26 protein-coding genes, 1 tRNA gene, 1 rRNA gene and 1 pseudogene are annotated in these 23,769 nt (G+C 62.6%); 13 read left to right on the top strand and 16 right to left on the bottom strand.

What is annotated here, in order from left to right:
• Positions 1-459, top strand: a pseudogene (locus tag ASH00_RS16405) (HNH endonuclease); the annotation flags it as partial.
• Positions 460-852: 393 nt separating this feature from the next.
• Positions 853-1,521, top strand: a complete 669-nt coding sequence (locus ASH00_RS07580; RefSeq protein ID WP_056546966.1) for a zinc-binding dehydrogenase — start codon at positions 853-855, stop codon at positions 1,519-1,521.
• Between the two features lie 102 nt (positions 1,522-1,623).
• On the opposite strand, the gene ASH00_RS07575 is transcribed toward ASH00_RS07580, so the two are convergent.
• From ASH00_RS07575 to ASH00_RS07555, 5 genes are all read right to left on the bottom strand, one after another.
• Positions 1,624-2,670: an alpha/beta hydrolase gene (locus tag ASH00_RS07575; RefSeq protein ID WP_162252847.1), complete on the bottom strand. Its 1,047-nt coding sequence runs from the start codon at positions 2,668-2,670 to the stop codon at positions 1,624-1,626.
• 296 nt (positions 2,671-2,966) lie between these two features.
• Positions 2,967-3,338, bottom strand: coding sequence for a hypothetical protein (locus ASH00_RS07570; protein ID WP_056546959.1), 372 nt, complete (start codon positions 3,336-3,338; stop codon positions 2,967-2,969).
• A 4-nt stretch (positions 3,339-3,342) separates the two neighbouring features.
• Positions 3,343-3,696, bottom strand: coding sequence for a hypothetical protein (locus ASH00_RS07565; protein WP_056546956.1), 354 nt, complete (start codon positions 3,694-3,696; stop codon positions 3,343-3,345).
• Positions 3,697-3,816: 120 nt separating this feature from the next.
• Positions 3,817-4,152 carry a hypothetical protein gene (locus ASH00_RS07560; RefSeq protein ID WP_157359050.1) on the bottom strand — a complete coding sequence of 112 codons (336 nt, stop codon included), beginning with the start codon at positions 4,150-4,152 and terminating at the stop codon, positions 3,817-3,819.
• A 243-nt stretch (positions 4,153-4,395) separates the two neighbouring features.
• Positions 4,396-4,875 (bottom strand): hypothetical protein, encoded by a 480-nt coding sequence (locus tag ASH00_RS07555; protein WP_056546950.1) that lies wholly within the window; start codon positions 4,873-4,875, stop codon positions 4,396-4,398.
• A 115-nt stretch (positions 4,876-4,990) separates the two neighbouring features.
• On the opposite strand from ASH00_RS07555, the gene ASH00_RS07550 reads away from it, so the two are divergent.
• The 5 genes from ASH00_RS07550 to ASH00_RS07530 all read left to right on the top strand — a co-directional run bounded on the left by ASH00_RS07550 (position 4,991) and on the right by ASH00_RS07530 (position 7,550).
• Positions 4,991-5,188, top strand: a complete 198-nt coding sequence (locus ASH00_RS07550) for a helix-turn-helix transcriptional regulator (RefSeq protein ID WP_056546974.1) — start codon at positions 4,991-4,993, stop codon at positions 5,186-5,188.
• Positions 5,172-5,597, top strand: a complete 426-nt coding sequence (locus ASH00_RS07545; protein ID WP_056546948.1) for a hypothetical protein — start codon at positions 5,172-5,174, stop codon at positions 5,595-5,597. Before ASH00_RS07550 ends, ASH00_RS07545 begins: the two co-directional genes overlap by 17 nt.
• 279 nt (positions 5,598-5,876) lie before the next feature.
• Entirely contained in the window at positions 5,877-6,602 is a 726-nt protein-coding gene (locus tag ASH00_RS07540) for an SOS response-associated peptidase (protein WP_056546946.1), read from the top strand.
• A gap of 5 nt (positions 6,603-6,607) precedes the next feature.
• Positions 6,608-6,859: a hypothetical protein gene (locus ASH00_RS07535; protein WP_056546943.1), complete on the top strand. Its 252-nt coding sequence runs from the start codon at positions 6,608-6,610 to the stop codon at positions 6,857-6,859.
• 424 nt (positions 6,860-7,283) lie between these two features.
• Positions 7,284-7,550, top strand: coding sequence for a YrhK family protein (locus tag ASH00_RS07530; RefSeq protein WP_056546941.1), 267 nt, complete (start codon positions 7,284-7,286; stop codon positions 7,548-7,550).
• Between the two features lie 35 nt (positions 7,551-7,585).
• Here ASH00_RS07530 and ASH00_RS16870 read toward each other — a convergent pair whose 3' ends face one another.
• Positions 7,586-7,981: a hypothetical protein gene (locus tag ASH00_RS16870; RefSeq protein ID WP_200954772.1), complete on the bottom strand. Its 396-nt coding sequence runs from the start codon at positions 7,979-7,981 to the stop codon at positions 7,586-7,588.
• 126 nt (positions 7,982-8,107) lie between these two features.
• Positions 8,108-8,296, bottom strand: a complete 189-nt coding sequence (locus ASH00_RS16865; RefSeq protein ID WP_200954771.1) for a hypothetical protein — start codon at positions 8,294-8,296, stop codon at positions 8,108-8,110.
• A 377-nt stretch (positions 8,297-8,673) separates the two neighbouring features.
• On the opposite strand from ASH00_RS16865, the gene ASH00_RS07515 reads away from it, so the two are divergent.
• The gene (locus ASH00_RS07515) at positions 8,674-9,198 is read left to right on the top strand and encodes a hypothetical protein (protein ID WP_056546936.1); all 525 of its coding nucleotides are present in this window, start codon (positions 8,674-8,676) and stop codon (positions 9,196-9,198) included.
• Positions 9,192-9,809: an RES family NAD+ phosphorylase gene (locus ASH00_RS07510; RefSeq protein ID WP_056546935.1), complete on the top strand. Its 618-nt coding sequence runs from the start codon at positions 9,192-9,194 to the stop codon at positions 9,807-9,809. The genes ASH00_RS07515 and ASH00_RS07510 overlap by 7 nt, the downstream gene beginning before the upstream one ends.
• Positions 9,810-9,846: 37 nt before the next feature.
• On the opposite strand, the gene ASH00_RS07505 is transcribed toward ASH00_RS07510, so the two are convergent.
• The 5 genes from ASH00_RS07505 to ASH00_RS07485 all read right to left on the bottom strand — a co-directional run bounded on the left by ASH00_RS07505 (position 9,847) and on the right by ASH00_RS07485 (position 15,857).
• Positions 9,847-10,212 (bottom strand): DUF3846 domain-containing protein, encoded by a 366-nt coding sequence (locus ASH00_RS07505; RefSeq protein WP_056546932.1) that lies wholly within the window; start codon positions 10,210-10,212, stop codon positions 9,847-9,849.
• A gap of 48 nt (positions 10,213-10,260) precedes the next feature.
• A complete protein-coding gene (locus ASH00_RS07500; RefSeq protein WP_056546929.1) occupies positions 10,261-10,866 on the bottom strand; it encodes a hypothetical protein in 606 nt (201 codons plus the stop codon).
• 94 nt (positions 10,867-10,960) lie between these two features.
• The gene (locus ASH00_RS07495) at positions 10,961-14,239 is read right to left on the bottom strand and encodes a S8 family serine peptidase (RefSeq protein WP_056546927.1); all 3,279 of its coding nucleotides are present in this window, start codon (positions 14,237-14,239) and stop codon (positions 10,961-10,963) included.
• Positions 14,240-14,810: 571 nt separating this feature from the next.
• Positions 14,811-14,887: transfer RNA gene (locus ASH00_RS07490), tRNA-Thr, on the bottom strand.
• A 109-nt stretch (positions 14,888-14,996) separates the two neighbouring features.
• Complete coding sequence (locus ASH00_RS07485) at positions 14,997-15,857, bottom strand: DsbA family protein (protein WP_056546923.1); 861 nt, start codon at positions 15,855-15,857, stop codon at positions 14,997-14,999.
• Between the two features lie 121 nt (positions 15,858-15,978).
• Here ASH00_RS07485 and otsA point away from each other — a divergent pair, with 121 nt between their 5' ends.
• From otsA to ASH00_RS07465, 4 genes are all read left to right on the top strand, one after another.
• Complete coding sequence (gene otsA, locus ASH00_RS07480; protein WP_056546920.1) at positions 15,979-17,424, top strand: alpha,alpha-trehalose-phosphate synthase (UDP-forming); 1,446 nt, start codon at positions 15,979-15,981, stop codon at positions 17,422-17,424.
• The gene (gene otsB / locus ASH00_RS07475) at positions 17,417-18,202 is read left to right on the top strand and encodes a trehalose-phosphatase (RefSeq protein WP_235563223.1); all 786 of its coding nucleotides are present in this window, start codon (positions 17,417-17,419) and stop codon (positions 18,200-18,202) included. Before otsA ends, otsB begins: the two co-directional genes overlap by 8 nt.
• A gap of 135 nt (positions 18,203-18,337) precedes the next feature.
• Positions 18,338-19,426, top strand: a complete 1,089-nt coding sequence (locus tag ASH00_RS07470) for an ABC transporter ATP-binding protein (RefSeq protein ID WP_056546917.1) — start codon at positions 18,338-18,340, stop codon at positions 19,424-19,426.
• A 127-nt stretch (positions 19,427-19,553) separates the two neighbouring features.
• Positions 19,554-20,912, top strand: a complete 1,359-nt coding sequence (locus ASH00_RS07465; protein ID WP_056546914.1) for a DUF4032 domain-containing protein — start codon at positions 19,554-19,556, stop codon at positions 20,910-20,912.
• A gap of 106 nt (positions 20,913-21,018) precedes the next feature.
• Here ASH00_RS07465 and ASH00_RS07460 read toward each other — a convergent pair whose 3' ends face one another.
• The 4 genes from ASH00_RS07460 to rrf all read right to left on the bottom strand — a co-directional run.
• The gene (locus tag ASH00_RS07460; protein ID WP_056546911.1) at positions 21,019-21,591 is read right to left on the bottom strand and encodes a DUF4190 domain-containing protein; all 573 of its coding nucleotides are present in this window, start codon (positions 21,589-21,591) and stop codon (positions 21,019-21,021) included.
• Between the two features lie 124 nt (positions 21,592-21,715).
• The gene (locus ASH00_RS07455) at positions 21,716-23,092 is read right to left on the bottom strand and encodes an FAD-binding oxidoreductase (protein ID WP_056546969.1); all 1,377 of its coding nucleotides are present in this window, start codon (positions 23,090-23,092) and stop codon (positions 21,716-21,718) included.
• A 20-nt stretch (positions 23,093-23,112) separates the two neighbouring features.
• Positions 23,113-23,595: a hypothetical protein gene (locus ASH00_RS07450; RefSeq protein WP_056546907.1), complete on the bottom strand. Its 483-nt coding sequence runs from the start codon at positions 23,593-23,595 to the stop codon at positions 23,113-23,115.
• Positions 23,596-23,678: 83 nt separating this feature from the next.
• A 5S ribosomal RNA gene (gene rrf / locus ASH00_RS07445) occupies positions 23,679-23,769 on the bottom strand; the annotation flags it as partial.

The raw sequence follows: 23,769 nt of genomic DNA, 5'->3' as shown, positions 1-23,769 counted from the left end.
CCTCGACGGCATGACGCCGAAACAATACTGGGACACCTGGACGCAGAAAAATCAACTAGCTATCGCATAGCCACTGGACTGCTAACCGGGACCCAATCAATTGCTCATTACGGGTCCAGCTGTCACGCATGCGGCTTTGACTTCGAGGCTACGTATGGGCCGCCGGCCGCAGGTTTCAGCTATGTCCATCACACAGTGCCTGCTGCAAGTCTTCGGCCAGATTATGAGATCGACCCGATCGTCGACCTCGTACCCCTTTGCCCGAACTGTCACTACATGGCGCACCGCAGGTTCCCCACCCCGTACACCGTCACTGAACTGCGCGCAATGATTGCAGCGGCCGGCCATCTGCCGGGCACCATAGTCACCGCGAAACAGGAGCAAGCGCAGAACGATGCACGAGCGATTAGCGGAAGTATCTCGATCCCTGGGGAGCAAAGCGGACAGTATGTCGAGTAGTCCGGTCACAATAGAGCGGAATACCCTGCACCGTTTTGTCCAGGTTGCACTGAATTCCAAGCTGAACTGTTGGAGCCCCCTGTCGGATTCGAACCGACGACCCCCGCTCTACATGTTCGCGGTTCCCGCTGGTTCCTGTCAGGACCCGATTTCGCCCACTGACTAGGGAAAACAGTGTTGATAGTGCTGTCACTTTACCTTGTGAATCCCCTCGATTCCCTAGGATTCCCCGATAAACGTCCACATAAACGTCGACTGCTCGCCAGCAACGTCGTCTCGGCTGTCGGTGACGGTTGAAAAGTGAGCCGTTGTGACACACCGGGCATTGAGGTTTCGGGAACAGTGCTTCGAGGAGGTCGAGAGGCACAGGAATGGCCGCCTGGGACGGCCGTCATGGCGTATTTAGGGACGCGGGATTCCGGAGGTACCGCCCGGTATGTTCTCGTCAGCGAAGCAGATGCGGCCCCGGTGCCCGAAACGGTGCCGCTGGTGGATGCAGCCGCGATACCTACCGCGGGCCTTACAGCCTTCCAAGCGATCTACGAGCACGCCCTCGTGGCCGCGGGTGATCACGTCATGGTCCTAGGTGCCGGAGGTGGCGTCGGCTCTTTTGCCGTGCAGCTGTGCAAGCACGCTGGGGCGACGGTGAGCGCTGTGACGAGCAGGAGGAGCGCGGACCGGGCACGTGAGGTGGGTGCGGACGCCGTGTTCGTGGCCGGTGAGAGCCTGGATTTGCCTGGACCTGTTGACGTGCTCCTGGTTTTCGCGGAGGTGTCGCAGGACCAGTTGGCTGCAGCGGCCGCCCTGGTGCGCCCGGGCGGCAGGATCGTCTCTGCGACGACTTCCGTGACGGGATCCCTTGAGCTTCGTGCAGGGGTGACGACGAAGAACATGGTCGCGTACAGCTCCGGGAACGACCTGTCGAGGATCGCGTCGATTATCGACTCCGGGGGCTTCGACCTCGGCATCTCGGCGCGGCTTCCCATGGGCGATCTTGCGCGGGTGCATGCCCGCCACCACGCAGGTGAGCTGCACGGCAGGGTTGTCCTCCTCGCCGACTGAGGCGCCCCTTGGACCGCACCCGGCTGCCCACAGCCTGTCTCAGGCGCCCACCGACCACCTGAAAGGTCCTGCGGGACGGGCTGCGGGCAGGCGGGTCGACAGTCAGACGCGGGTGGTTGCGTGTGCCGCGACCCACTCGGTGACCAGGTCGACCGTGAGTGCGTCGGTGGGTTTGCGCATGAGTTTCTTGTAGCTGGCGAAGCTTGCCGGATTCGGGTCTGAGCGCAACAGGTGGGTGAGGTCGGCCGGTCGCTGGAGTTCCACCGGACCGGCGACCTGCTCGCGGATGATCTCGAGGTCATCCGGGTTCACCTGGAGGTCTTTACCTCCGGTGATGGCCAGGACGGGAGCGGTGATGCGCGGCAGCACCGTGGCAGGGTTGAAGTCGAGCAGTTCGCGCTGCCACCTCGCGTTGATCATCCTTCCCTGCATCCGGACGGTGTCGGTGTCGCTGGCGCGAAGTTTCGCGACGGACTTCCTCTGCTGTTTTGTGATGTCGATTCGCAGCAGTTTGATGAGCGCGCCGGCGACGGGGGGAAGCGCCCGGGCGAGCTGCTTGGTCTGCCAGGCCATCGTTTCCTCCCCTGTGGTCCCTGGTGCTGCGAGCAGGACGACGCCCGCGAGCTGGTCATGATCGGCGGCAAGAAGTTCCGCGATCATCGCTCCTTCGCTGTGGCCGATAAGGAAGACCGGCACAGCCGAGGCGGGGGCCGACTGCTGCAGCCAGGTCAGTGCAGCGGCGGCGTCGGCCTGATTGTCCGAGAGCCCGGCGTGGAGGTAGGAGCCTGAGGACCGACCCACTCCCCTCTTGTCATAGCGCAGGGACGCGATCCCTTTGGCAGCAAGGGCGTGGGCGAGATCACGACTGACACCGAGAGGGATCCTGCGGTGGTCCGCATCGCGGTTGACCTCACCGGACCCCGGCAGCAGCAGCACCTGCGCCACGGGATGCTCACCGGCGTGCGTATACGTTCCCGAGAGCCGTACATCGTCGGCGTCGATCGTCACCTCGGTCTCGGTAAGGATCGCCTGCGAAGATGCGGAAATCAGCGCTTCGGCGAGATCTGACGCCGCCTCAATGCTGAGTGCCAGCGTAGAAAACTTCTCGTCGCGGAGCCTGACCACAATACCTGCTTCGTTCTTCGCCACTGCGGTCAGAGTCCGCCGCCCGGCCGACCTCCACGTGCCGATCCGCGCACGGGCGGGCAGGGCGAACCCCGGGGCCCGAAGGCCGGTGACCGACGCGAAAGGATCGTCGGAGACGGTAACTGAGACGACCGAGGAGACTGGAACGGCGAAATCCTGTACCAGCCCTAGCACCTTCTCGGCGCTCCGGCGGCGGTGTGGCTTGTTCCGGCATAGCCGAAGCTTATGCCAGCGCCGCGTCCGCCCAACGGATGGCATCGTGCTGTGCTGCAGATCAAAGCACCCGCACCGACGGTTTGCTACGGGTTGGCCTGCTCGAGGTCGGCGAGCAGATTAAGCCGGTCGACGAGCAATCCCCCTGCAACACTCATGCCCGTGAACGCGTAGATGATGACTACCGCAGCGAAAATCACCATCGCTATGACGGACCGGGCCGGGTAGCGCCGCTTGATGGTGAGGATGACGGCTGTGACGGCGCTGAGGATGGCAATCGTCTGCCCTGCCACGGTGGCGGCCGCCATGCGCAGCGCGCTGTCGACCGTCAGCGGACCGTAGCTGTTCAGTGCCAGCCCCAGCAGAACCGGTACCGCGATGACGCCCAGGAAGAGGATCGTGGAGCGGCGGATGCGGCGGGGCTGCTCAACGGCTGCTTCGACGTGCGCCGTGTTCACGCGCTCACTTTCGCTTCTGGCCGTAGTTGTCGCCCATGTGGTTCGCCGGCCTGTCCATCCAGGCCGGCCGATCCCCGAACATCGACGGACGTGCACTTGCTGCCTCAGGCTCTTGCCGGGAGTCCCAGGTCTGCACCGTATTCATGTACGAGCGCTTCAGGAGGAGGCCGCGGATGACCAGCACGGCGCTGGCCAGTACAGTCACCCCACCAGCGGCCAGGAAAAACCATGTTGATCCGTGGACGCCGGTGTCCCTCACGGTTGCCGTCGAATACTCTGAGATCCCGGGTGCCAGCAGGAGAAACCCTGCAATGAAAAGCGCGCCACCCAAGACGAACAACTTGCTGTACTTCTGCATAGCTCCCCCAACGCCGTCGTTGATCCAGCCTACCAATCAGCGCCGGCACAAGGCTTGGTTCTTCAAAGTGTTCGATTCTTCACGGTGTTCCGAGTGGGTGCCTGCTCAGGAGCAGGTCACTCAGTTCTGGGTGGGGCTGAGCCCGCTGCTGACCGTATCCGAAGCAGCTGGCGGAAGGCTGCGGTCCGCGATGTTGTGGCGGAGTTCGAAGAGCATCCGGTCCATGTCGTCGAGGTCCCGTACTGCCGCGCTGAGCAGTAATTGGGTAATGCTGGTGTTCTTCTTCTGGCACGCGGAAAGGGCTTCGAACACGGTCTGTACCAGGAGGGACCGGGTGTTTTCCAGCGACACCAGTCTGAGGGTTTCTTTGTCCCGGGTAGGTCCGGGAGGCGCCGACTCACTAAGGCGCAGGCCCATTGTGGACGGAAAGTTCGCTGAGTCGAGTGGTCTGAGCATGGCAGGGGCCTTCGGTTGAGCTCGCCGTGCGGTCAGACGGTGATCAGTAATTCTCGTGCAGGCGGGGGTGACTCGAGGTCCTCGCGGTCCGCATCAATGCGTCCGCGAAGCTTCCCCGGCGCCCTGGTGCTCAATGCCGTGCTCTCGGCAGCGGCCCTTCTACGATGCCCGTAGCCGGAATGATTCGTCAAGGCCATCATCCGGTGCGTTTGCACGCCGGGTACCCGGTTACCGGATGTGGGCTCATGCCTGATCGTCCACGATGAGATCGACGCCAACAGCGGCCAGAAGTCCGAAAGCGGTTCCCCACAGGATGATCGAAATGAGTTGCCAGAAGATCACCTTGTTCTTGGGCGCCCCAAACGAGACGAGGGCGGCCGAGGTGATCTGGCTGGGCAGGATCGTCTGACCGAGCAGGCTCACGCCGGCGATGCCGTACTTGTCGAACGCTTCCCGCAGTCGGCGCCGTTTCGGAGACGCTTCGGCAGCTGGCCTTCCGAACCGGGATCGCACCGTGTGCGCTCCGAGCACCATGGCAAGCATCGTGGCGATGTTGCCCGTGACGGCGGCCGCAATGGCAGTTGCGGTATTCATCCCTGCCATCACGCCGATGACAGCACCGAAATAGGACTCAATGAAGGGAATGGCTCCGGCTACTATCACCCCGAGCCATTGCAGATAGGAAGGCATGGACTCGGTGAAGTTCTGGAGTGCATCGAGCACGGGTCTACCTCCTGGTCTGTAGGGAATGTGGCCGGCAACGGCCGGCGAAATGGAAAGTCGGCTTGTCGACAAGCGTGCTTGACATCAAGCCGCAGTGTCAAGCAGGCTTGTCATCGTGAAAAGCCAGATACGTGAGCTGCGGCAGGCCAACGGACAATCTCAGGAGGCATTAGCTGCGCAGCTGGGAGTGTCCCGACAGACGATCAACTCGATCGAAACGGGGCGCTACGAGCCGTCTTTGCGTCTCGCGGTACACCTGGCGCAACACTTCGACAAACCAGTGGAGGAAATATTTGATGTCGACGCAGAATAGAAGCCGAACCACAGCCTCGATCGCGAACGCTGTGCTCGTTGGGATCCTACTGCTCGGGGCAGCCGTCATAGCGTTCACCGGGCACTGGGTGGAAGCAGGACTACTCGGCGTACTGGCCCTCGTGGTGCTCGCAGCGGCGGCATACGCACGGCATCTCCAGCCCGAAGATGTCGCCAGGGTCAATGCGATGAAGTATCAGGACGAACGGGACCGGCATCTTGGGCAGGTCGGATTCGCCGCGGTCGGCGTTGCCGCCCTCGCCCTGTCCGCCGTTGAGTTCCTGGCTGTAACGCTCTTCGTGGATGGCCTGCAGTGGTCGCGGACCGCGCAACTCATCGCTGCCGGTCAACTCGTCCTGCTGTGCCTGGTCTGGGCGGTGGCGAACTCTACCGCCGCGCGACGCCAGTGAACCCGACCGCCTCAGTCAAGATGCTTCGTCCTGCTCCTTCCACACGGTGAGTGTGGTTCTCGGCGATGACCTTCTCGGTCTTCGGTGTGGAGACTGTCCATGTGCCAGGACAGGTCTTGCATTTGATTGTTCCCATATCCGCCCCAAAATAATCCTGCTGTGATGCAGTTGATAACAGCATCTGGCACTGACAAAGGAGCAGTCAACCGCCTTCGTCCAGACGTGAGACTTACTCGAGGGAACCTTGAACTACCGACACCGTAGGGCAGAATCGATGCCATGTGCGGACGCTTCGTGGTGGCAGGGAACAAAGCAGACCTGGTCAACTCCTTCGAGATCCAGGAAGCCCCGGCCGAGTTACGCCGCTCCTGGAATGTGGCACCGATGACGGACATACCGATCATCACCGAGAAAGCCGGCTCTGGAGAAGACACAGCCGACAGCGTGACACGGCGGCTCGAGACCGCCCGGTGGGGTCTGGTGCCGTCCTGGAGTAAGGATCCCAAGGGCGGGGCACGGTTGATCAATGCCCGTAGTGAGACAGTCCTGGAGAAGCCGTCGTTCCGGAAGGCCGCCGTGAAGCGCCGCGCAATCGTTCCTGCTGACGGGTTCTACGAGTGGCTCAAGGATCCTGACGGATCCAAGACGCCGATCTACCTGCATCCAGAGGACGAGAACGAGCTACTGGGTTTCGCGGCCCTGTACGAGTTCTGGCCCAACCCGGAACTGGACGAGGATGACCCGGAGAAGTGGCTGGTGACGGCGACCATCCTTACACGCACTGCAACTGACGCGTTGGGACATATCCACGATCGAACGCCCGTCATAGTGCCGCCGGATCTGCGCGGAGACTGGCTGAACCCGGCCTTGGATGACAAGGACGAGGTGCGCCAGCTGCTGGAAACCATTCCGGAACCGCACCTGCTTCCCCGCGTCGTGGACAAAGCGGTCGGCAACGTCCGCAACGACGGGCCACATTTGATCGAACCGGTCGGCAAGGAGTAGTCCTGATGAAGCAAAGCATGGTTGCAGTCGCATCCGATTCCCCCGCTATCGGAGCGGTGATCGGTTTCGTGATACTCATTCTCCTCGTTGCCGGAGTCGTCACCCGGCTCATTGTGGTCCTAGCCCGCCGGGGCGGGAGCGGAGCCAAGAGGGACGTTGCTGGACCAATCGTCGACTCTGGTGGCGTGCAGTCCGGACTCTACGGTTACCCATCCGAGCATCAGGATATGAAGCCGGAAGACCCCCGAATGAAGTGAGCGGGGCGGGGCGGTCCTGGGGGTGGGCGGCCCCGGCCGGCAAAGGAGCTCTCGCCCTCGTACTGGCAGCTGCTCCTGCGTCAAAGATGCGCGACCGGGCTTGTTGTTTCCTTGGAATGCTGGAGAAGTGAGACGGCGGGGCCTCGGCCGGGGAAACCGGGCCCCGCCTTTTCAGGAGGATCTCGCCAGCGTCCCGGCATCTCCTCGAACCATTGTGGCTGCGAGACGACCAACATGTCAGCGGTGCCGGGCACTGTTTCCCGCTGCGCCACACATGAGGCTCATGACTGATCCCACCGCCAATTATGAGCGCCCGGTTCCCGCCCAAGCTGATCGTCTGCCTCGACAACGGCGAGGAGTTCGAAGCAACCGCCGAAGACTGCACTAAGTTTGGTGCGCGCTGGATTTTTGAAAGGATTCCCAAATGGGCAATGATCTAGACCTGAATCTTGGACACAAGGAGCTCATCCTCCACAACAGGTATGAGATCCTCTCAATCCTCAACGATGTGATGATCGCTCTCTGGTTCATCGTAGGCAGCATCCTCTTCTTCAACGAGAGCACTACCACCGCGGGGACCTGGATGTTCCTGGCAGGGTCAGTGGAATTGCTGATCCGGCCCGTCATCCGGCTCACCCGGAATATTCACATCAAGTCGGTATCGAGTTCGAACGCTACGGATGACTTCTGACCAACCGACCGACCCACGAGTGGCTGCCAGCGCCCCTACGACGCCCGTAGCCGGGTGATGATCTCGTAGTCCGCACCGTGCGCGGCCCGGTCCTCATCGGAGGGCGAATGTCCGAGGGCCCGGAAGTATGCGGCGACTGTGTAGACGGCCAAGGTTGTCTTCCCGCTCACCACTTTCCGGGCAGTCCGAGCGTCGTGGCCAACCTTCTCCGCCAGCTGCTCGTAGTCGAGCCCTGAGTCCTCGAAGTCGGCTGCAAGCTTGGCTCGTGCTGTGCCGTCCAGGAGTGACCGGTTCGCCGCGTGGTAGTGGACGTCCCGGTCCGACCACATGTCCTTGATAGGCGCTGCATCCTCGAGACCGGTCAAGGCCGGCCCGTCGTAGCCGTACTCGGACAGGTCGTTCCCGTCGGTGAAGATCAAGCGCGCCGGCACGTCGGCGGTGATGATCGGCCAGTCGTCTTACTGGTCTTCCTGGATGGCGTGCTCGCGCGCATAGGCCTCGGACAGGGTGACCCAGTCGGCCGGGTTGATGGCCCCGATACCTGGAGGCAGAGCCCGTTAGATGCGCACCGTGGCGTCCGGGTTTCCGCGGGCTGCCTGCAGCTGCCGGAGGGTCTCCTCATCGGCTTCACCGTGATACTCGGGATGCTCGTAGACGTCGTCACCGAACGCGTCAGCGAGCTTATCCAGGGAGCTGCTGTAGCCGTCATTGCTGGGCGCCTGATGGCACACCCGATAATCGCTCACAGGCTCCATGCTAGCCCCGGAAAGCGCCACAGGAGCCTCCGCGTGCGAGGTGCTGGCGAACTGTCCGCCAGCAGGTATTCCGGGCGGCTGGCGGGGCTGAGAACTGGTCACACTGGTTTGTGTGCGGCGCTGTCACACATCCGCGCCAAGATGTTCGATGTAGCACAGCCCGCAGGTACTTGGAAATGGAAGTATTGGAAACTTTCACGTCCTTCGCCGCGGCGATGGCGGTGATCCGGCGGGCGGACAGCTGCTCGACGTTGGAATCGTTCAGCAGGTCGGACAGGACGCTCATAGGGCAAGCCTAGTTGCCCCATCCCTTACCTTCCAGTCTTTCCAGAGTTACACTTGAACTAAGGAAACGATGGGAGATTGTGATGAGCACTGCACTTCCCGAGCGGCTTTCCGCAGAGGCGGAACAAGCCGTCGTCAACATGCACCGCAGCATGGCTGCCCTGGGCGCGGCCATATCAGCGGTGAAGGTTCCGGTCTCCCCGCAGATGGCCCGCGGTGTCCAGGCAACGGAGAATGCCTGGCGGGAAATCGAAGCCGAATTCGGCTTCCTCACCGGCGTTGAAGTCGCCGGGCTCCTCGGCTCGCGCTCCAGCAACCCGACCGGATATGCAACGGACAAGCGGCGTGCCGGGAAGCTGATCGGGGTCCGCCGCCGCAACGCTTTCGTCTATCCGGGATTCCAGTTCGCCCGCGCGGAGGGGCAAGTCCTGCCGGTCATTCCCGAGCTGCTGAAGGTCGCCGAGAAATACGACAAAACTCCGGAGGGTTTGACCCAATGGCTGTGCGCTCCCACCGGACAACTCGACGGAGACCGGCCCGTCGACCATTTGATCCATCCCGAGCGGGTTCTTGAGGCGGCTGAGAACCACTACGGAGTCGAGTGGTAACCGGCCCGAAGGGCGCCTTCGAGCCGCTGAGCTTCACCCTCACCGCCGGCGAACAGCTCTACCGGGTTTTCAGCAACCGATCCGGCCGACCAGCGAACGCTTTCAATCCCGGGGCTGGCCGCCGGACACGGTTTGCTTTTTTCGGGGACCCCAAAGTGCCCGTCCTCTACGCCGCCCAAACCGAGGAAGCGGCCGTGTGCGAGACTCTGCTGCACGACGTGCCGATAGACGGCGGGATGCTCAACCATGACGACTACGGCGACAAGGTCATGGCCCGGCTGATCGCAGGGCGAGACCTGAACCTCGCCTCCTTCATGGGCACTGGGCTACGTGCACTCAAAGTGGAAGAAACAGATGTGACCGCCACCCCTGCCTCCAGCTATGGAGAGACAGTGGCTTGGGCTGAGGCCGCCCATGCGGCAGGCTTCGACGGAATTGTGTGGATGAGTCACCGGTGCAACACCGACCGCGCGTTCGTCTTTTTCGGCGACCGCGTCACCGACGCTGACCTCGAGATAGACATACGATTCGCCCGTGTGTTTGAGCTGGACCCAGACCGCGCCTGGCTTTCCGACTTTTGCGCGCCACTCCACGTCGACGTCCGCTGGTAGCCCCGCGGTGATCGGCTCCTTTTGGGCAGTTAGCTGCCTATGCCGCGGATCCATTTCCTTCGGGAAGTTCTTCCAGCAGCTCGTTGATGGCCGTGATGCTGGCATCGGACAGGTCGGCCAGCTCGCCGTTTTCGGTGTAGCCGCCGGTGAGGAGGATGTTGCCGGCGATGTAGTCGCCGCTGCTGATGGACTCGAACCACCAGGCGAGATTAGATGCACGGCGGTTCAGCTCGAAGTCGCGCAGCTTGCCGTCCTCAGCGAGGATCATCAACGCGTTCAGGCCGCGGATGCTGATGATCTGGAAGTCGCTTCCGACGGCCTTGTAGAGCGATTCGACGTCCTCACTGATCTCCTCGACCCGGATCGGTTCGGACGGATCGGTGGTGATGACTGCTGCACGCATGGCTCTCCCTTGCTGGTTGTCTGGACACCATGTGTGCGGAAGGGCCGGTCAGCGTCTCCGTTTGGACGGCTTCACGATGACCACCGAATGCTCTGGCATCGGGATCGTTGAGGACCGCTGGAATACCTTCCGGCCGTTGCGGAAGCTCCGCATCCTGAGGTCGACCGGCTTGAGACCTGCCAGCAGCTGCTCGAACAACTCGACTGCTCTCTCCGTTGTGAGCGTTCCCGCGTACGGGTCGCCGGTCACACCGGAGATCGAGGCGTAGGCGACTTCGTTCGAAGGGTGCCGGGACAGGAAGCTTTCCTGTTTTTTGTACATGAGCATCTCAGCCAATACGTGGTCGAATGACCCACGTTCGTACTTCTCGCGCCGGAGGGCCCGGCGGTGCTTGAGGCGGCTGCGCTTGTCACGCCCCGCCATCGCCCTTCGGTCCGGGTAACCGATGGTCAGCGCCGCGCAGTCGTGCCGGGAACGGAAGTAGAAGTAGCGCCGGCCAATGCGCCCACCCGATTGGACCGGGACAGATCCGTAGAAGCCCGTGTCAAAACGCAGTCCCTGGTTTTGATACTTGGCTTCCAGACCCGCAAGCAGCGGCTCCTGCTCGCCGTCTGTGCGTGGGAATCTGCGGACGGGTGATTTCGAAGATGACATGGAAGACATGTGTGCGGAGTCGGAAAGACCATCACCACCGACGGTACAAGAAAGGCCGCCACCCGTTTCCAGGTGGCGGCCTTCCAGGTGATTGCTAGGACAGGCTGTTCATGATGTTCCAGCCGCTTCCGGCCTGAACACGGCCGAGCCAGCCGCCCTTACCGTTGCCCTTGTAGAGCCACAGTGCGCCGGCCTTGTCGCGGGCCAGGACATCGACGTTGCCGTCGCCGTTGAAGTCGCCGGGGGTGACGAGGGCGGTGAAGCCCTGCCAGCCGGAGCCTATGGACGCTTTGCCGAGCCAACTGCCCTTGCCGTTGCCTTTGTAGAGGGAGAGTGCACCGCGGGAGTCCCAGGCCATCACGTCGGAGTTGCCGTCCCCGTTGAAGTCACCCGAACCAAGGATGGCGTTGAAGCCGTTCCAGCCGGAGCCGATCGTGGTTTTGCCGAGCCAGCCGCCCTTGCCGTTGCCCTTGTACAGGTACAGCGCGCCGGTTGTCGAGCGAGCCATCACGTCAACGTTGCCGTCGCCGCTGAAGTCACCCGGAGTGGTCAGATCGGTGAAGCCCTGCCACCCGGAACCAATGGTCACCCGGGTCTTCCAACCCCCTTGGCCGTTGCCTGGGTAGAGGTGGAAGCCGCCGCGGGAGTCGCGGCCGATGACGTCAGGGTTTCCGTCGCCGTTGAAGTCACCGGGCGTCAGGATCGCCGTGAAGCCCTGCCAGCCGGAGCCGACCTGGACGCGTCCGAGCCATCCGCCCTTGCCGTTGCCCTTGTAGAGCCACAGCTTGCCTGCCGTATCGCGGGCCAGGACGTCGGTCGTCCCGTCGCCGTTGAAGTCGTTCGACGCGTTCCTAGAGACGGGCGAGGCCAGGAATCCTTGTTTGGAACTTGTCACATAGCCCGATTTCCGAGCAATAACCCAAACCCCAATTCGAGTGCCCGCATCCTCAGGCTTCAGTGTGTAGCTGGCAACAGTCGCCCCATGGATGTCTACTCCGTCGCGGGTCCACTGAAGGAAAAGTTCAGCGCCCTCGGTCCAAGTACCAGTAGTAACCGCAACGGTTTCTCCGACCTTCGCGGTTCCGGAGATTGTCGGAACCGGCCCATTTAGTGTTCCCCAAGCGATGCCGCTGGTGTACTCGGAAGTCGCCGTCGCCGTGCCGTGGCCAGCCTTCGAGCCGGTCACCCTGACGGCGATCATCTTCGCGAGGTCGTCGGCGCCGAGTAGGTAGGTCTGTGCAGTTGCGCCGTCGATCGGTTGGCCGCTTCGCATCCACTGGTAGCTCAGCGTGGTGCCTCTCGGCCAGGTGCCCGGTGTCGCCGTCAGTTCCTCCCCGACCTTCGCGGTGCCGCTGATGGTTGGGATGGGAGCGGTGAGGTTTCCTTCTGCGACGGCTGCGGTGGGTGCGCTGGCAGCCGTCGCAGTGGCGTAACCGGTCTTGGTTCCGGTGACCTTCACGGTGATCGCCGCCCCCAGATCGGCTGCCACAAGCGGGTAGTTTACCGCTGTAGCCCCGCTGATTGCTGCACCGTTTCTCAGCCACTGGTACGTGAGGGTGACCGGTGCCGGGGCCCACGCCCCTGCTGCCACGGTCAGGGTTTCACCGACGGCGCTGGTGCCGCTGATTGTCGGTGCCGGCGCGGTGAGGGTGCCCGGACGCACTGTTTCGAAAGTCGTCACGCTTCTCGTGTCGGACTCATACCCTTCCTTGGCGCCGGTTGCGACGATGCGGATGTTCTTGCCCAGATCGGCTGGCTGCAGGGTGTACCGGTCGCTTGTCGAGGCAGGAAGGCTGGCACCGCCGACGAACCACTGGTAACTCATCGCGACAGGAGCCGGACCCCAATTTTCCGCGCGTGCCGTCAAGGTTTCACCGACCTGGAATACCCCGTCGATGTACAGCTCGCCCGCCGTTACCGGCTCAATGGGCGCCGGTGCCGGAGGAATTTCGCCGAGCACGGCTGCTGCCACTGCTGCCGGCGCGTTCACGATACCGGTGCCGCAGGGGTACCAACAGCTGTTGACCGGCTTGGTGGTGCCCTTCAGGAGTTCTTCAATCTTGGCTGGTGTCAGCGACGGGTTGGCCGAGACCATGAGGGCTGCCAGACCTGCGACGTGGGGCGTCGCCATCGAGGTGCCCTGCATGAAGGCGTAGGAGCCTTCGCCGTCGATGGGTGTCTGGCTGCCGGCGTTGACGGTGGACAGGACCGTCCCTTCGCCGCCGTACTGGTCGTCTCCGCCGGGTGCGCTCACATCGACCGGGGTGCCCCAGTTGGAGTAGTACGCCGCATCGCCGGTGGGTCCGGTTGCGCCTACGGTGATGACGTTGTTGCAGCTGGCCGGTGAGTAGAAGTCTGTGTCCTCGGCTGCGTTGCCTGCAGCCGCGATCACGACGCTGCCGCGGGAGACTGCCGCGTTGATCGCGTTCTGGTAGCTGATCGAGCAGGCACTCTTCCCGCCGAGGCTCAGGTTGATGACCTTGGCCGGGTTCGCGTTCGCCGGTACGTTCGCCACCGTACCGCCGGAAGCCCAGGTGATGCCGTCGATGATGTCGGAGATGTAGCCGCTGCCGCAGCGGCCCAGCGCCCGGATCGGGATGACCTTGGCCGATGGTGCTACCCCGGCGATGCCTTCACCGTTGTTGGTGGCGGCCGCAATGGTTCCGGCCACATGGGAGCCATGCCAGGAGGATCTATCGGCGGCACAGTTGATGCCGTCGCCGTAGGTTCCTTCGTCGCGCGGGTTGGAGTCGCGGCCGCCGCCGTCACGAGCCATGGCGGGGTCTGACATCATGTCGTAGCCGGGGAGGATGTTCGCGTCCAGGTCATCGTGGGAGACGATGCCGGAATCAATGACGGCCACGACGACGCCAGCGCCCGTCGAGGTGTCCCAGGCTGGCTGGATGTCCAGGCCGTGAGGGACCTGGGTGTAATGCCACTGGTAGTTGTAGAACGGGTCGTTCGGAGCGGCCGCCAGGGCTGACGCCAGGGTATCCACCTCGGCGTATTCGACGGCAGGGTTCGCTTCGAGGTCGGCGATGAACTCGTCCGCCTGGTCTGCGTTCAGCTCCGCGCCGGTCTGCACAACGTTGGCGCCGGTACTGATAGTCCGAAGCTCCTTGACGCTGACCCCAAGGTCCTTTGCTGCCACCCCGAACGCTTTACCGCGGGCTGCCGACGACGCACCGGCTGTCTCCTTGAACTTCACAATGAAGCGGTCCGTCGGCTGCTGCTCCGGTGCCGTGCGGACGGTGTTGTCCACCTTCGGCTCGGGCATTTCCTCTGCCGACGCCGGCATCGCGAAGAGGGTGGAGGTTAGCAGGGCTGAAATGGTTGCGGTGACTGCAGCGCTAGACAGGCGCGGTCGGCTCATGGTCGTCCTAGTGATGGGAGCCCGGTGCGACGGGCGACGGGAGCGCCCAGTTGCATTCCCCGCAGGTAGCTTATATGAGAGACGACGGGCGAAGTGACGCTCCGGGTCACCCGGCTTGTTGTCTGTGGAAAGGCTCATACAAGTAAACATGCGTAGACAGCCGGATCGATTTCCCCGTGCCCCCGTCGGCCGCTTGCAAGAGCTCTGAAGACTTTGCTCAGAGGATGCATCACCCAAGCACCCCTTGCCGCGTGCCAGGAACTGCGCTTCGTCGTAGCGCACGAGGCCATGAAGTCGCATCGCGGGCGGACCGATCCCCGAGGAGTGCCAATTGGCGAGCGTTTTCGGTGCCACCCCGAGGATCCTGGCGACGTCGTTTCTGGTGAGGACTTTCACTACTGCAGACTCATGCTGCGTCATGTTTTCGTTCATAGGCACCATGTGTGCGGCGCCGGGGAAAACCCTAACCGCACTGGCGCAGGCCAAAACGTTCCTTAAACGTCCCCCGAACAAGTTGAACCTCATGACAAAACCCCTCCTACTGGTGTTTTGCCTAGTCAGAGGGGTTCAATGGAGCCCCCTGTCGGATTCGAACCGACGACCCCCGCTTTACAAGAGCGGTGCTCTGGCCAACTGAGCTAAGGAGGCGGACTGGCTGAGCCAGCGGGCGCCGTCGTCGTCATCCAACTTCAACAGCGCTAGACAAGGTTAGCCCAGCGCCGCCGTCGGCGGGAAATCAGCCGGACCTCAGAGATCCTCAGTTCTTCGCTTCAATCTTCTCCTGAGTGACCGTGGCGAAGTCGGATACCGCATCCGGCACTTCTTCACCGTCCACGAAAACCGTTGGAGTCCCGCTGATGCCATAAGTCTCTGCTGCCTGGGTGCCGAACTTCACCCATGGCCGGAAGGTGTCTTCCTCCAGGCATGCGGAGATGTCGCCGGCCCCGGCCGTCGCTGCCATCTCGGCGAGTTCCCTGTCGGAGAGCTCGCCGTTCTCGAAGTTGCCGAACAAGGCTGCAGAGAAGTCCCAGTAGGCCCGTGGCGAGGTGTCCGCTACACAGGCAAGCGCCGCAGCACCGCGGGACGAGTATTCCGTCTGCGAATTGGGATCCAGGTATGCCACATTCCGGTACTCGAACGTGATGGAGCCCTCATCCAGCCAGGTCTGAATTTGCTCGGCATGCGTTTGCTCGAAGTTGGCGCAGTGCACGCAGTTCACGTCGACGTACGCCACAACCTGTACAGGCTGGTCAGCAGCAGACGCCTCGACGCCGGGCGGAGGATCCGCTGCGTTCGGGGCTTCATCAGGGAGAGACGCGACGTCGACCGTTTCAATGGACGTTGTTGCCAGCTCCGTTGTTGAGGTCAGAGTAATACCGCCGTACTCATTGCCATGCGCAGGCGCCGGACCGGCATCCGGAACCTGGTTTCGAATGTTCCCGGCAACGATCAACCCGATGATCACAAGGATGGCAACGACAGCGGTAACAACGCCCCACTTGATGAGGAATGATGCACGCTTCTCACGGCGCTCCCGCTCCTCCACCACCCGCCGTGCCTGCTCCCGCGACTCTGACTTCCGTTGTGCCTTGCTCGGTCTGGGGTTGCTGGAAGTCATCAGTCCTCATTGCTCACTCGGTTATGCGTTCCACCATTTTAGGCGATGCAGCTGTCCGCTCCCCCTGCCCACCCAACCGGCTAAAGTCGTCAGTAGGCCTACGATCGTCAGAGGAGACAGTATGCAATCAGGGGACACACCGTACGGTGAGTTCGAATTCATTGTGGTGTCCAACCGGCTCCCGGTTGACCGTGTGAACGACGACGACGGCAACGGCTCCTGGCGGCGCTCACCCGGCGGTCTGGTCACCGCACTGGCTCCTGTGATGGAGAAGGCCGACGGCGCATGGGTAGGATGGCACGGCGCCGCGGACGAGGCACTTGAATCCTTCGACCACAGCGATATCCGGCTGGTTCCCGTTCCGCTGAGCGCGGAGGAAGTCGAGTTCTATTATGAAGGCTTCTCCAACGCGACCCTCTGGCCGCTCTACCACGACGTCATCGCCCCGCCCGAATTCCACCGCCACTGGTGGGATTCCTACCGCAAGGTCAACGAGCGCTTCGCAGCGGAGACTGCGGCCGTCGCAGCCGAAGGCGCCACCATCTGGGTCCAGGACTACCAGCTTCAGCTCGTTCCCAAGCTGTTGCGCGAGGCCCGTCCTGATCTGAAGATCGGTTTCTTCAACCACATTCCGTTTCCTCCGCTCGAAATCTACGCGCAGCTGCCGTGGCGGCGCCAGGTCATCGAGGGCCTGCTCGGTGCTGACCTGATCGGGTTCCAGCGACCGAGCGACGCCAGCAACTTCCTGCGCTGCGTGCGCAGATTCCTGGGGTTCGCGGTCCGTCAGCAGCAGGTACAGGTGAAGGGCGAGGATGGATCGCCGGACTACGTCTCACGGGCCGAGGCATTCCCCATTTCCATCGATGTCCAGCGCATCGTCGACCTCGCGAACCGCCCCGACATCATCGAGCGGTCCCAGGAGATCCGTCGCGAGCTCGGTAACCCCCGGCACATCCTGCTCGGAGTTGACCGGCTGGACTACACCAAGGGCATCGGCCACCGCCTGAAGGCCTACGAGGAACTACTCGCCGACGGCCTGATCCAGGTCGAGGACGCCGCCCTCATCCAGGTCGCCAGCCCCAGCCGTGAACGGGTGGAGCAGTACAGGCTCCTGCGTGAAGAGGTGGAGGGTGCCGTCGGGCGTATCAACGGCACTTACGACACCATCAAGAACACTGCTATCCGCTACCTCCACCACAGCTATCCGGTGGAGGAAATGGTGGCTCTCTACCTGGCTGCCGACGTCATGCTCGTGACAGCGCTTCGCGACGGTATGAACCTCGTGGCGAAGGAGTATGTCGCAGCCCGTACGGGAAACCGCGGAGCGCTGGTCCTGAGCGAGTTCGCAGGAGCAGCTGACACGCTCCGGCAGGCAATCCTGGTCAACCCGCATGACATCGACGGTCTCAAGAGCGCCATCCGCGGCGCCCTCGACATGAGCGCCTCCGAGGCAACCCGCCGGATGCGCACCATGCGCCGTCAAGTACTGCAGAATGACGTGGAGCGCTGGTCGAAGGCCTTCCTCTCAGAACTGCAGAAAGGCGCACGGGAGGATCTCCTTGTCTGATTCACTCAGCCCGGAATTGCTTGCCGCTCTCGCGACGGCGGCCGCGACGGAGAAGCTGCTGGTTGCGCTCGATTTCGACGGCACCATGTCCCCGCTGGTTGACCGCGCGGAAGACGCCCGTGCTCTGCCCGGATCGGCGGCAGCATTGCGCGAACTGGCGCAACTGCCAAGGACGACGACGGCGCTCATCTCCGGACGCGCTCTGGACAGCCTCCGTCTGGTCGCCTCTCCAGAGCCGGAAACACTACTCATCGGCAGTCACGGCGCTGAGGCGTGGACCGGCCCCGGTGGTGCACCCCTTGAACTGACGCCCTCGCAGGTGGAAATCCTGCGCCACGCGACCGGCGCCGTCCAACAGGTGGTCGATGCCCACCCCGGTACGCTGCTGGAACTGAAACCAGCCGGCGTCGTGCTGCATATGCGGACGGCAGACGCAGAGACAGCGCAGTCGGCCGCAACTGCGGCGCGTGCCGCGTTGTCATCGCTGGACGGCGTCCACCTGAGCAACGGCAAGAACGTCCTGGAACTCTCCGTGGTGCAGGCGGACAAGGGTAGGGGTCTGCAGTCTCTTCGTGAACTCACCGCGGCAACCGCAGTAGTGTTTGCCGGTGACGACGTCACGGACGAACACGCGCTGAAGACGCTTCGGGCACCCGATGTCGGGCTCAAGGTCGGTGCCGGAGAGAGCGCTGCGCAGTACCGCATCACTTCACCGGAGCAACTCGTTGAGGTCCTTCAGGAGCTGGTCAGGTTGCGTCGTGCTGGCGTCTCTACCTGACCCGTGCCATACTTTTCCTTGTGACGCAGTTCACGGTGGGTCAACTCCGGCCTCCGTCCTGATCACGCCAACTGAATATTTCCATTCACAACGGATCGTCGGGCACGTACCTGCCCGTGAAAAGGATAAGAGAAAATGGCAACGGTAACGTTTGACCAGGCTACGCGCCTGTACCCGGGCACCGAAAAGCCCGCAGTGGACAAGCTCAACATCGAGATCGCAGACGGCGAATTCCTCGTTCTCGTCGGGCCCTCCGGTTGCGGAAAGTCCACTTCCCTCCGCATGCTGGCCGGCCTGGAAGACGTCAACTCCGGCCGCATCCTCATCGGTGACCGTGACGTCACCGATGTTCCCCCGAAAGACCGTGATATCGCGATGGTCTTCCAGAACTACGCGCTGTACCCCCACATGTCCGTGGCCGACAACATGGGCTTTGCACTCAAAATCGCCGGCATCTCCAAAGAAGAGCGCGCACAGCGTGTCCGGGAAGCCGCAAAGCTCCTCGACCTCGAGGACTACCTCGACCGCAAGCCGAAAGCTCTCTCCGGTGGCCAGCGCCAGCGTGTTGCCATGGGTCGTGCGATCGTCCGTAACCCGCAGGTCTTCCTCATGGATGAGCCGCTGTCCAACCTCGATGCGAAGCTCCGTGTGCAGACCCGTACGCAGATCGCCTCGCTCACCCGCCGCCTCGGTGTCACCACCGTGTACGTGACCCACGACCAGGTCGAGGCCATGACCATGGGCGACCGCGTCGCGGTGCTGAAGGACGGCATCCTTCAGCAGGTGGACACCCCCCGTAACCTCTACGAGCGCCCGAAGAACGTCTTCGTTGCCGGCTTCATCGGCTCCCCCGCCATGAACCTGCTGGAGCTGCCGACCTCGGAGGACGGCGTGAAGTTTGGTGACACCACATATCCGGTGGCGCGCGAGGTCCTGAGCTCCGCACACGGCGGTACAGTCACGCTGGGCGTTCGTCCCGAAGATCTGGGCCTCGTCGGCGCCGGCGAAGGCCTGCAGGTTGAGGTGGATGTCGTCGAGGAACTTGGCGCTGACGCTTACCTCTATGGCCACACCACACTCAACGGCCAGGACCACGACATCGTGGCACGCGTAGACGGACGCCGCCCTCCAATGAAGGGAGACACCGTATATGTGCGGCCGGTCAAGGGCCACGTGCACCTGTTCGACACCAAGGACGGCCTTCGTCTGGCGGACCACGTGTAGCGATCTGACGCGCTAGCGGTTAGATACACATTCCGCGGTGGCCCCTGTTGGTTGACGGTAAACTCAACCAGCGGGGGCCATCGTCGTTGTTAGGACATACAGGTCGCCGTGAGGACACACAATCACCATGACTGATTCGACCGAAGCCAACTGGCATCACGAGCCAACGGACTATGATCAGGCCGGCAAACTGCCCAGGACCCGGAGTGCGTTCGGGGAAGGGTCGCTGGGATCGCTCAACATCACGGCGGCCGCCACCGACCCGGAGCTGCTCGACCTCCCATGGCATCTGGCACTGGAGGAATGGCCAGCCGAGTATCTCGCCGCTCTGCCCCGTGGAATCTCACGGCATATCGTGCGATTCGCCCACCTCGGCGGATCCGTCATCGCTGTGAAGGAAACCAGCGAGCATATTGCACGCCATGAGTATCACATGCTCCGCAAGCTGCAGCGCCTGGACGTTCCGTGCGTGGAGCCGGTTGCCGTCATTGCAGGCCGGAAGACGCGTCACGGCGAGGACCTGAACCCGGTGCTGGTCACCCGCCACCTGAAGTTCTCCATGCCGTACCGGGCGCTGTTCTCACAGATGCTGCGAAAGGACACTCTGACCCGCCTCATCGATGCCCAGGCGCTGCTCCTTGTCCGTCTTCACCTCATCGGTTTCTATTGGGGAGACGTATCACTCTCCAATACCCTGTTCAGGCGCGATGCCGGGGCGTTCGCTGCTTACCTTGTGGACGCTGAGACCGGTGAACTGTATCCGGAATTGTCTACCGGGCAGCGCGAGTATGACCTCGAGATCGCGCGGGTGAACATAGCCGGTGAGCTGATGGACCTGGCAGAGGGCGGTCTCATCGAGGAAAAGGTGGACCCGCTGGCTACGAGCGAGCTCATCATGGACAGCTACCGACGCCTGTGGGCCGAGCTCACCGACAAGGAGTCGTTCGAACTCGGTGAGCGCTGGCGGGTGAACGCAAGGATTCGACGTCTGAATGAACTCGGCTTCGACGTCGAGGAGTACGCCATACGGACAGTTTCCGAGACTTCCCAGATCCAGCTGCAGCCCAAAGTGGTCGACGCCGGGCACCACAGCCGTCGCCTTATCCGGCTCACCGGTATCGACGCCCAGGAGAACCAGGCCCGTCGGCTGCTCAATGACTTGGACGCCTACCGGGCAGACAACACTCCGGGCCTCGACGAAGAGATCAGCGCACACCAGTGGTTCAATGATGTCTTCGAGCCGATCGTTCGGGCAGTCCCGAGGGAGCTCGGCGGAAAGCTGGAGCCGGCCGAAGTGGTCCATGAGGTGCTGGAGCACCGCTGGTACATGTCCGAGAAGCAGGACCGAAACGTTCCGCTTGCCGAAGCCGTGCAGTCCTACCTTGATTCGGTGCTGCGGCACCGCCGCGACGAAGCCGCGATCATGCTGACTGCTGACACCAAAACGCTGGACATCATCAGCGGTGGGGCGCAGGAGGGCAGCTAAGCCGTCCTTCCAGCATCAGTTATAGGAAAGCGTCCGCGGTTCCCCGGCATATGCCGGGAACCGCGGACGCTTTCACTGGGAGCCTTGCCGCTTCCGCGCAGATCCGTTAAGGGTTGATCTGGAACTGGTTGCAGTCAATTTCCTGGCCCTGGAACTCCTGGATGCCCGGGCCCGCGCTTTGGCAAAACTCGAATGCCTGGCCAGCGAATACGATGCCAGCAATGAACAAGATGATGACAATGATGCCGATCACCGTGAAGACCGCACCGATGATGATGCCGGCGAGGGCAAAGCCATTGCTCATTCCTGCCTTCTTCGATTTCACCATTGCGACGATCGAAAGGATCAGTCCCACCAGTGAGATCGGCATGATGATAGAGCAGACCAGACCGACAATGCCGAGCGTCTTTCCGGGGTTCTCCGTCGGTTGACCGTAACCGCCGCCGTAGCCGCCGGGTGTGCCATACGGTGAAGCGGGCGCCTGACCATAGCCCTGAACGGGCTGCTGGCCGTAGGACTGACCGGATTGCTGGCCATAAGACTGACCGTAACCGGACGGCTGCTGTCCCGAAGGCTGGTCGGACGATGTGGGCTGCTGCCACTGTTGCCCCGCCGGGTACCGACTGGTGTCGTCCTGGCCATCATTGTTGCCCGGTTGACCGGTGGTGTTGTCTGACACGGTGTTGTCCCCATTCTTCAGTGCGATGCCACTGGCCTCTTCCAGGGCGCTGGCTTAGTTCAGTCTATCCGCCTGGAAGGTTCAGCAACGGTAGCGGGAAGCCGATGCTTCCGGAGGCGTGTTATCAGGGAATTGCCTTGCCCGGATTGAGTATCCCGAGTGGATCAAACACCTCTTTGATCTGTCGCTGTAGGCTCAGCACCTCAGCACTCTGTTCCCACGCCAGCCAACGCAACTTGTACTGCCCCACCCCATGCTCGCCGGTGATGGTTCCACCCAGCCCCAGGGCAACGCGCACCGACTCATCGAGCGCTGCATGCAGCCTGAGCATTCCTGCCTGCCCCTCGTCCCGGTGAACCCAGAACGTGGGGTGGAGGTTGCCGTCTCCCGCGTGCGCAACGAGGCGAAGCCTCACGCCGTGTTCACCGGCCATCCGTTCAAGCTCACCCGCATAGTGAACCAACTGGGAACGCGGAACGGCGACGTCCTCCCCGACGCGGAAATCATCGTCAACGCCGTCGCCTCTCGCGTTGCGCCGCAGGTCGAGGAGTATAGCGGCTTCCGAGCCGTCCTCCGCTTCGACGGTCGCCCCTGCATGGGTAAGAACTTCACGCACGACGGCGGATTCCGCTTCAGCTCCAAAGCCGTCCGTTTGGATGAGCAGCAGGGCTCCGCCCCTGGCCGCAAGGTTCGATTGGAAGGCGACGTCCAGGACGCCCAGGGTATTACCGTCAAGAAGTTCAAGAATGGCCGGCTGAACGCGGGCAGCACCAATGGCGAGAACGCCTGCGGCCGCTGCTGGAAAGTCCGGGAAGAAGGCGGCCAGAGTTCGGGTTTCGATCGGAAGGTACTTCAGGCGCACGGTGATTCCCACAACAATGCCCAGCGTACCTTCAGATCCCACGAATAGCGCGGTCAGGTCATACCCGGCCACGCCCTTGAACGTGGTGTGCCCCGTATGGATGAGCGTGCCGTCTGCAAGCACCACGTCGAGGGCCAGAACCGAATCCCGGGTTACACCATACTTGGCACACCGCAGCCCGCCCGCGTTGGTGGCGACGTTGCCGCCCAGTGTGGATATTGTGTGACTCGCCGGATCGGGTGCATACATCAAGCCGTGCGGTGCAACCGCGAGATTCAGGTCCGCGTTGATGACCCCCGGCTCCACAACGGCAAGCTCATCCTGCGGACGCACCTCGAGGATGCGATTCATCCGCTCGAGGCTGAGTAGAATGCACCCGGACACCGCGTGAGCGCCGCCCGAAAGGCTGGTCCCGGTTCCTCGTGCTACGACCGCCACCTTGAACAGATGCGCACACCGCATAACGTGCTGCACTTCCTCAACGCTCTCCGCCAGTACGACGACGGCGGGCGTAGCCGGTTGCGTAACCGGGCCCTGATCCCGCGAATACTTTTCGAGCACCCCGCTACTCGTCCGGACCCGGGAGCTGGGCACGCCGAGGTGCAACTCCCGCACGAGGGCGGAGGTTTGATCGGACATTTCGCGCGCAGCCGCATTCGTCACGAAGCCCCACCCATGAATCGTCGATAGGAAGCCATCACGGCAGCCCAATTAGGCGCAGCAGTACGCTGCTCCTGACCCAGCTCACCGTCGGTCCACCCGGCATGAACCAGGCTCACCTGCGTGCTTCCGCGACCCGCGGTGAAGGAGACCACGACACGACTCGACAAATTTGGATTGCCAAGGTGATGCCACCTGAGCTCCAGCTCTCCGCCAGATGTCTCTCCTGCCACGGTTGCCCATGAGGCCGAGTTGCCCGCGGCATCCTCTTCGTAGAGCTCCCCGTTGGTGAATTCCGGATGGGTACCATCGCCGAACCGGGTCTGATCAACGGGCCACCACAGATGGATACCGTCGGTGAACCCTGCGAATGACTCGTCGAGGGTCCGAGGGACGGTCACCTCTGCAGTGAGTGCTCCGGGCTTAGTACCTGGTTCGCGATCTGTGGAGCCGGCATCGCGATGGGAGAAGAGACTGTCCATAGTGGAACTCTAGTTGGTGTTGTTGGTGTGGGTTTAAAGCAGGAAAGGCCTCACCGTGATGGTGAGGCCTTTCCGTAAGTGTTGTCCGGCGGTGTCCTACTCTCCCACACTCTCTCGGGTGCAGTACCATCGGCGCTGTGGGTCTTAGCTTCCGGGTTCGGAATGGGACCGGGC

It is taken from the genome of Arthrobacter sp. Soil782 (genome assembly GCF_001428435.1).
GTDB classification, from domain to species: Bacteria; Actinomycetota; Actinomycetes; order Actinomycetales; family Micrococcaceae; genus Arthrobacter_D; species Arthrobacter_D parietis.
The sequence above is the reverse complement of the archived record's forward strand: the minus strand, read 5'-3'. Positions and strand labels throughout refer to the sequence as shown.

Bases quoted from the DNA above. Each gene is read 5' to 3' on its own strand.
- ASH00_RS07455 (WP_056546969.1), bottom strand. From the start codon at position 23,092: ATGTCCGATCAAACCTCCGCCCTCGTGCGGGAGTTGCACCTCGGCGTG.
- ASH00_RS07450 (WP_056546907.1), bottom strand. From the start codon at position 23,595: ATGGACAGTCTCTTCTCCCATCGCGATGCCGGCTCCACAGATCGCGAA.
- ASH00_RS07560 (WP_157359050.1), bottom strand. From the start codon at position 4,152: ATGCTCAGACCACTCGACTCAGCGAACTTTCCGTCCACAATGGGCCTG.
- ASH00_RS07515 (WP_056546936.1), top strand. From the start codon at position 8,674: ATGAGCACTGCACTTCCCGAGCGGCTTTCCGCAGAGGCGGAACAAGCC.
- ASH00_RS07495 (WP_056546927.1), bottom strand. From the start codon at position 14,239: ATGAGCCGACCGCGCCTGTCTAGCGCTGCAGTCACCGCAACCATTTCA.
- ASH00_RS07540 (WP_056546946.1), top strand. From the start codon at position 5,877: ATGTGCGGACGCTTCGTGGTGGCAGGGAACAAAGCAGACCTGGTCAAC.
- ASH00_RS07545 (WP_056546948.1), top strand. From the start codon at position 5,172: ATGTCGACGCAGAATAGAAGCCGAACCACAGCCTCGATCGCGAACGCT.
- otsA (WP_056546920.1), top strand. From the start codon at position 15,979: ATGCAATCAGGGGACACACCGTACGGTGAGTTCGAATTCATTGTGGTG.
- ASH00_RS07485 (WP_056546923.1), bottom strand. From the start codon at position 15,857: ATGACTTCCAGCAACCCCAGACCGAGCAAGGCACAACGGAAGTCAGAG.
- ASH00_RS07505 (WP_056546932.1), bottom strand. From the start codon at position 10,212: ATGCGTGCAGCAGTCATCACCACCGATCCGTCCGAACCGATCCGGGTC.
- ASH00_RS07470 (WP_056546917.1), top strand. From the start codon at position 18,338: ATGGCAACGGTAACGTTTGACCAGGCTACGCGCCTGTACCCGGGCACC.
- ASH00_RS07500 (WP_056546929.1), bottom strand. From the start codon at position 10,866: ATGTCATCTTCGAAATCACCCGTCCGCAGATTCCCACGCACAGACGGC.
- ASH00_RS07580 (WP_056546966.1), top strand. From the start codon at position 853: ATGGCGTATTTAGGGACGCGGGATTCCGGAGGTACCGCCCGGTATGTT.
- ASH00_RS07535 (WP_056546943.1), top strand. From the start codon at position 6,608: ATGAAGCAAAGCATGGTTGCAGTCGCATCCGATTCCCCCGCTATCGGA.
- ASH00_RS07530 (WP_056546941.1), top strand. From the start codon at position 7,284: ATGGGCAATGATCTAGACCTGAATCTTGGACACAAGGAGCTCATCCTC.
- ASH00_RS07565 (WP_056546956.1), bottom strand. From the start codon at position 3,696: ATGCAGAAGTACAGCAAGTTGTTCGTCTTGGGTGGCGCGCTTTTCATT.
- ASH00_RS07465 (WP_056546914.1), top strand. From the start codon at position 19,554: ATGACTGATTCGACCGAAGCCAACTGGCATCACGAGCCAACGGACTAT.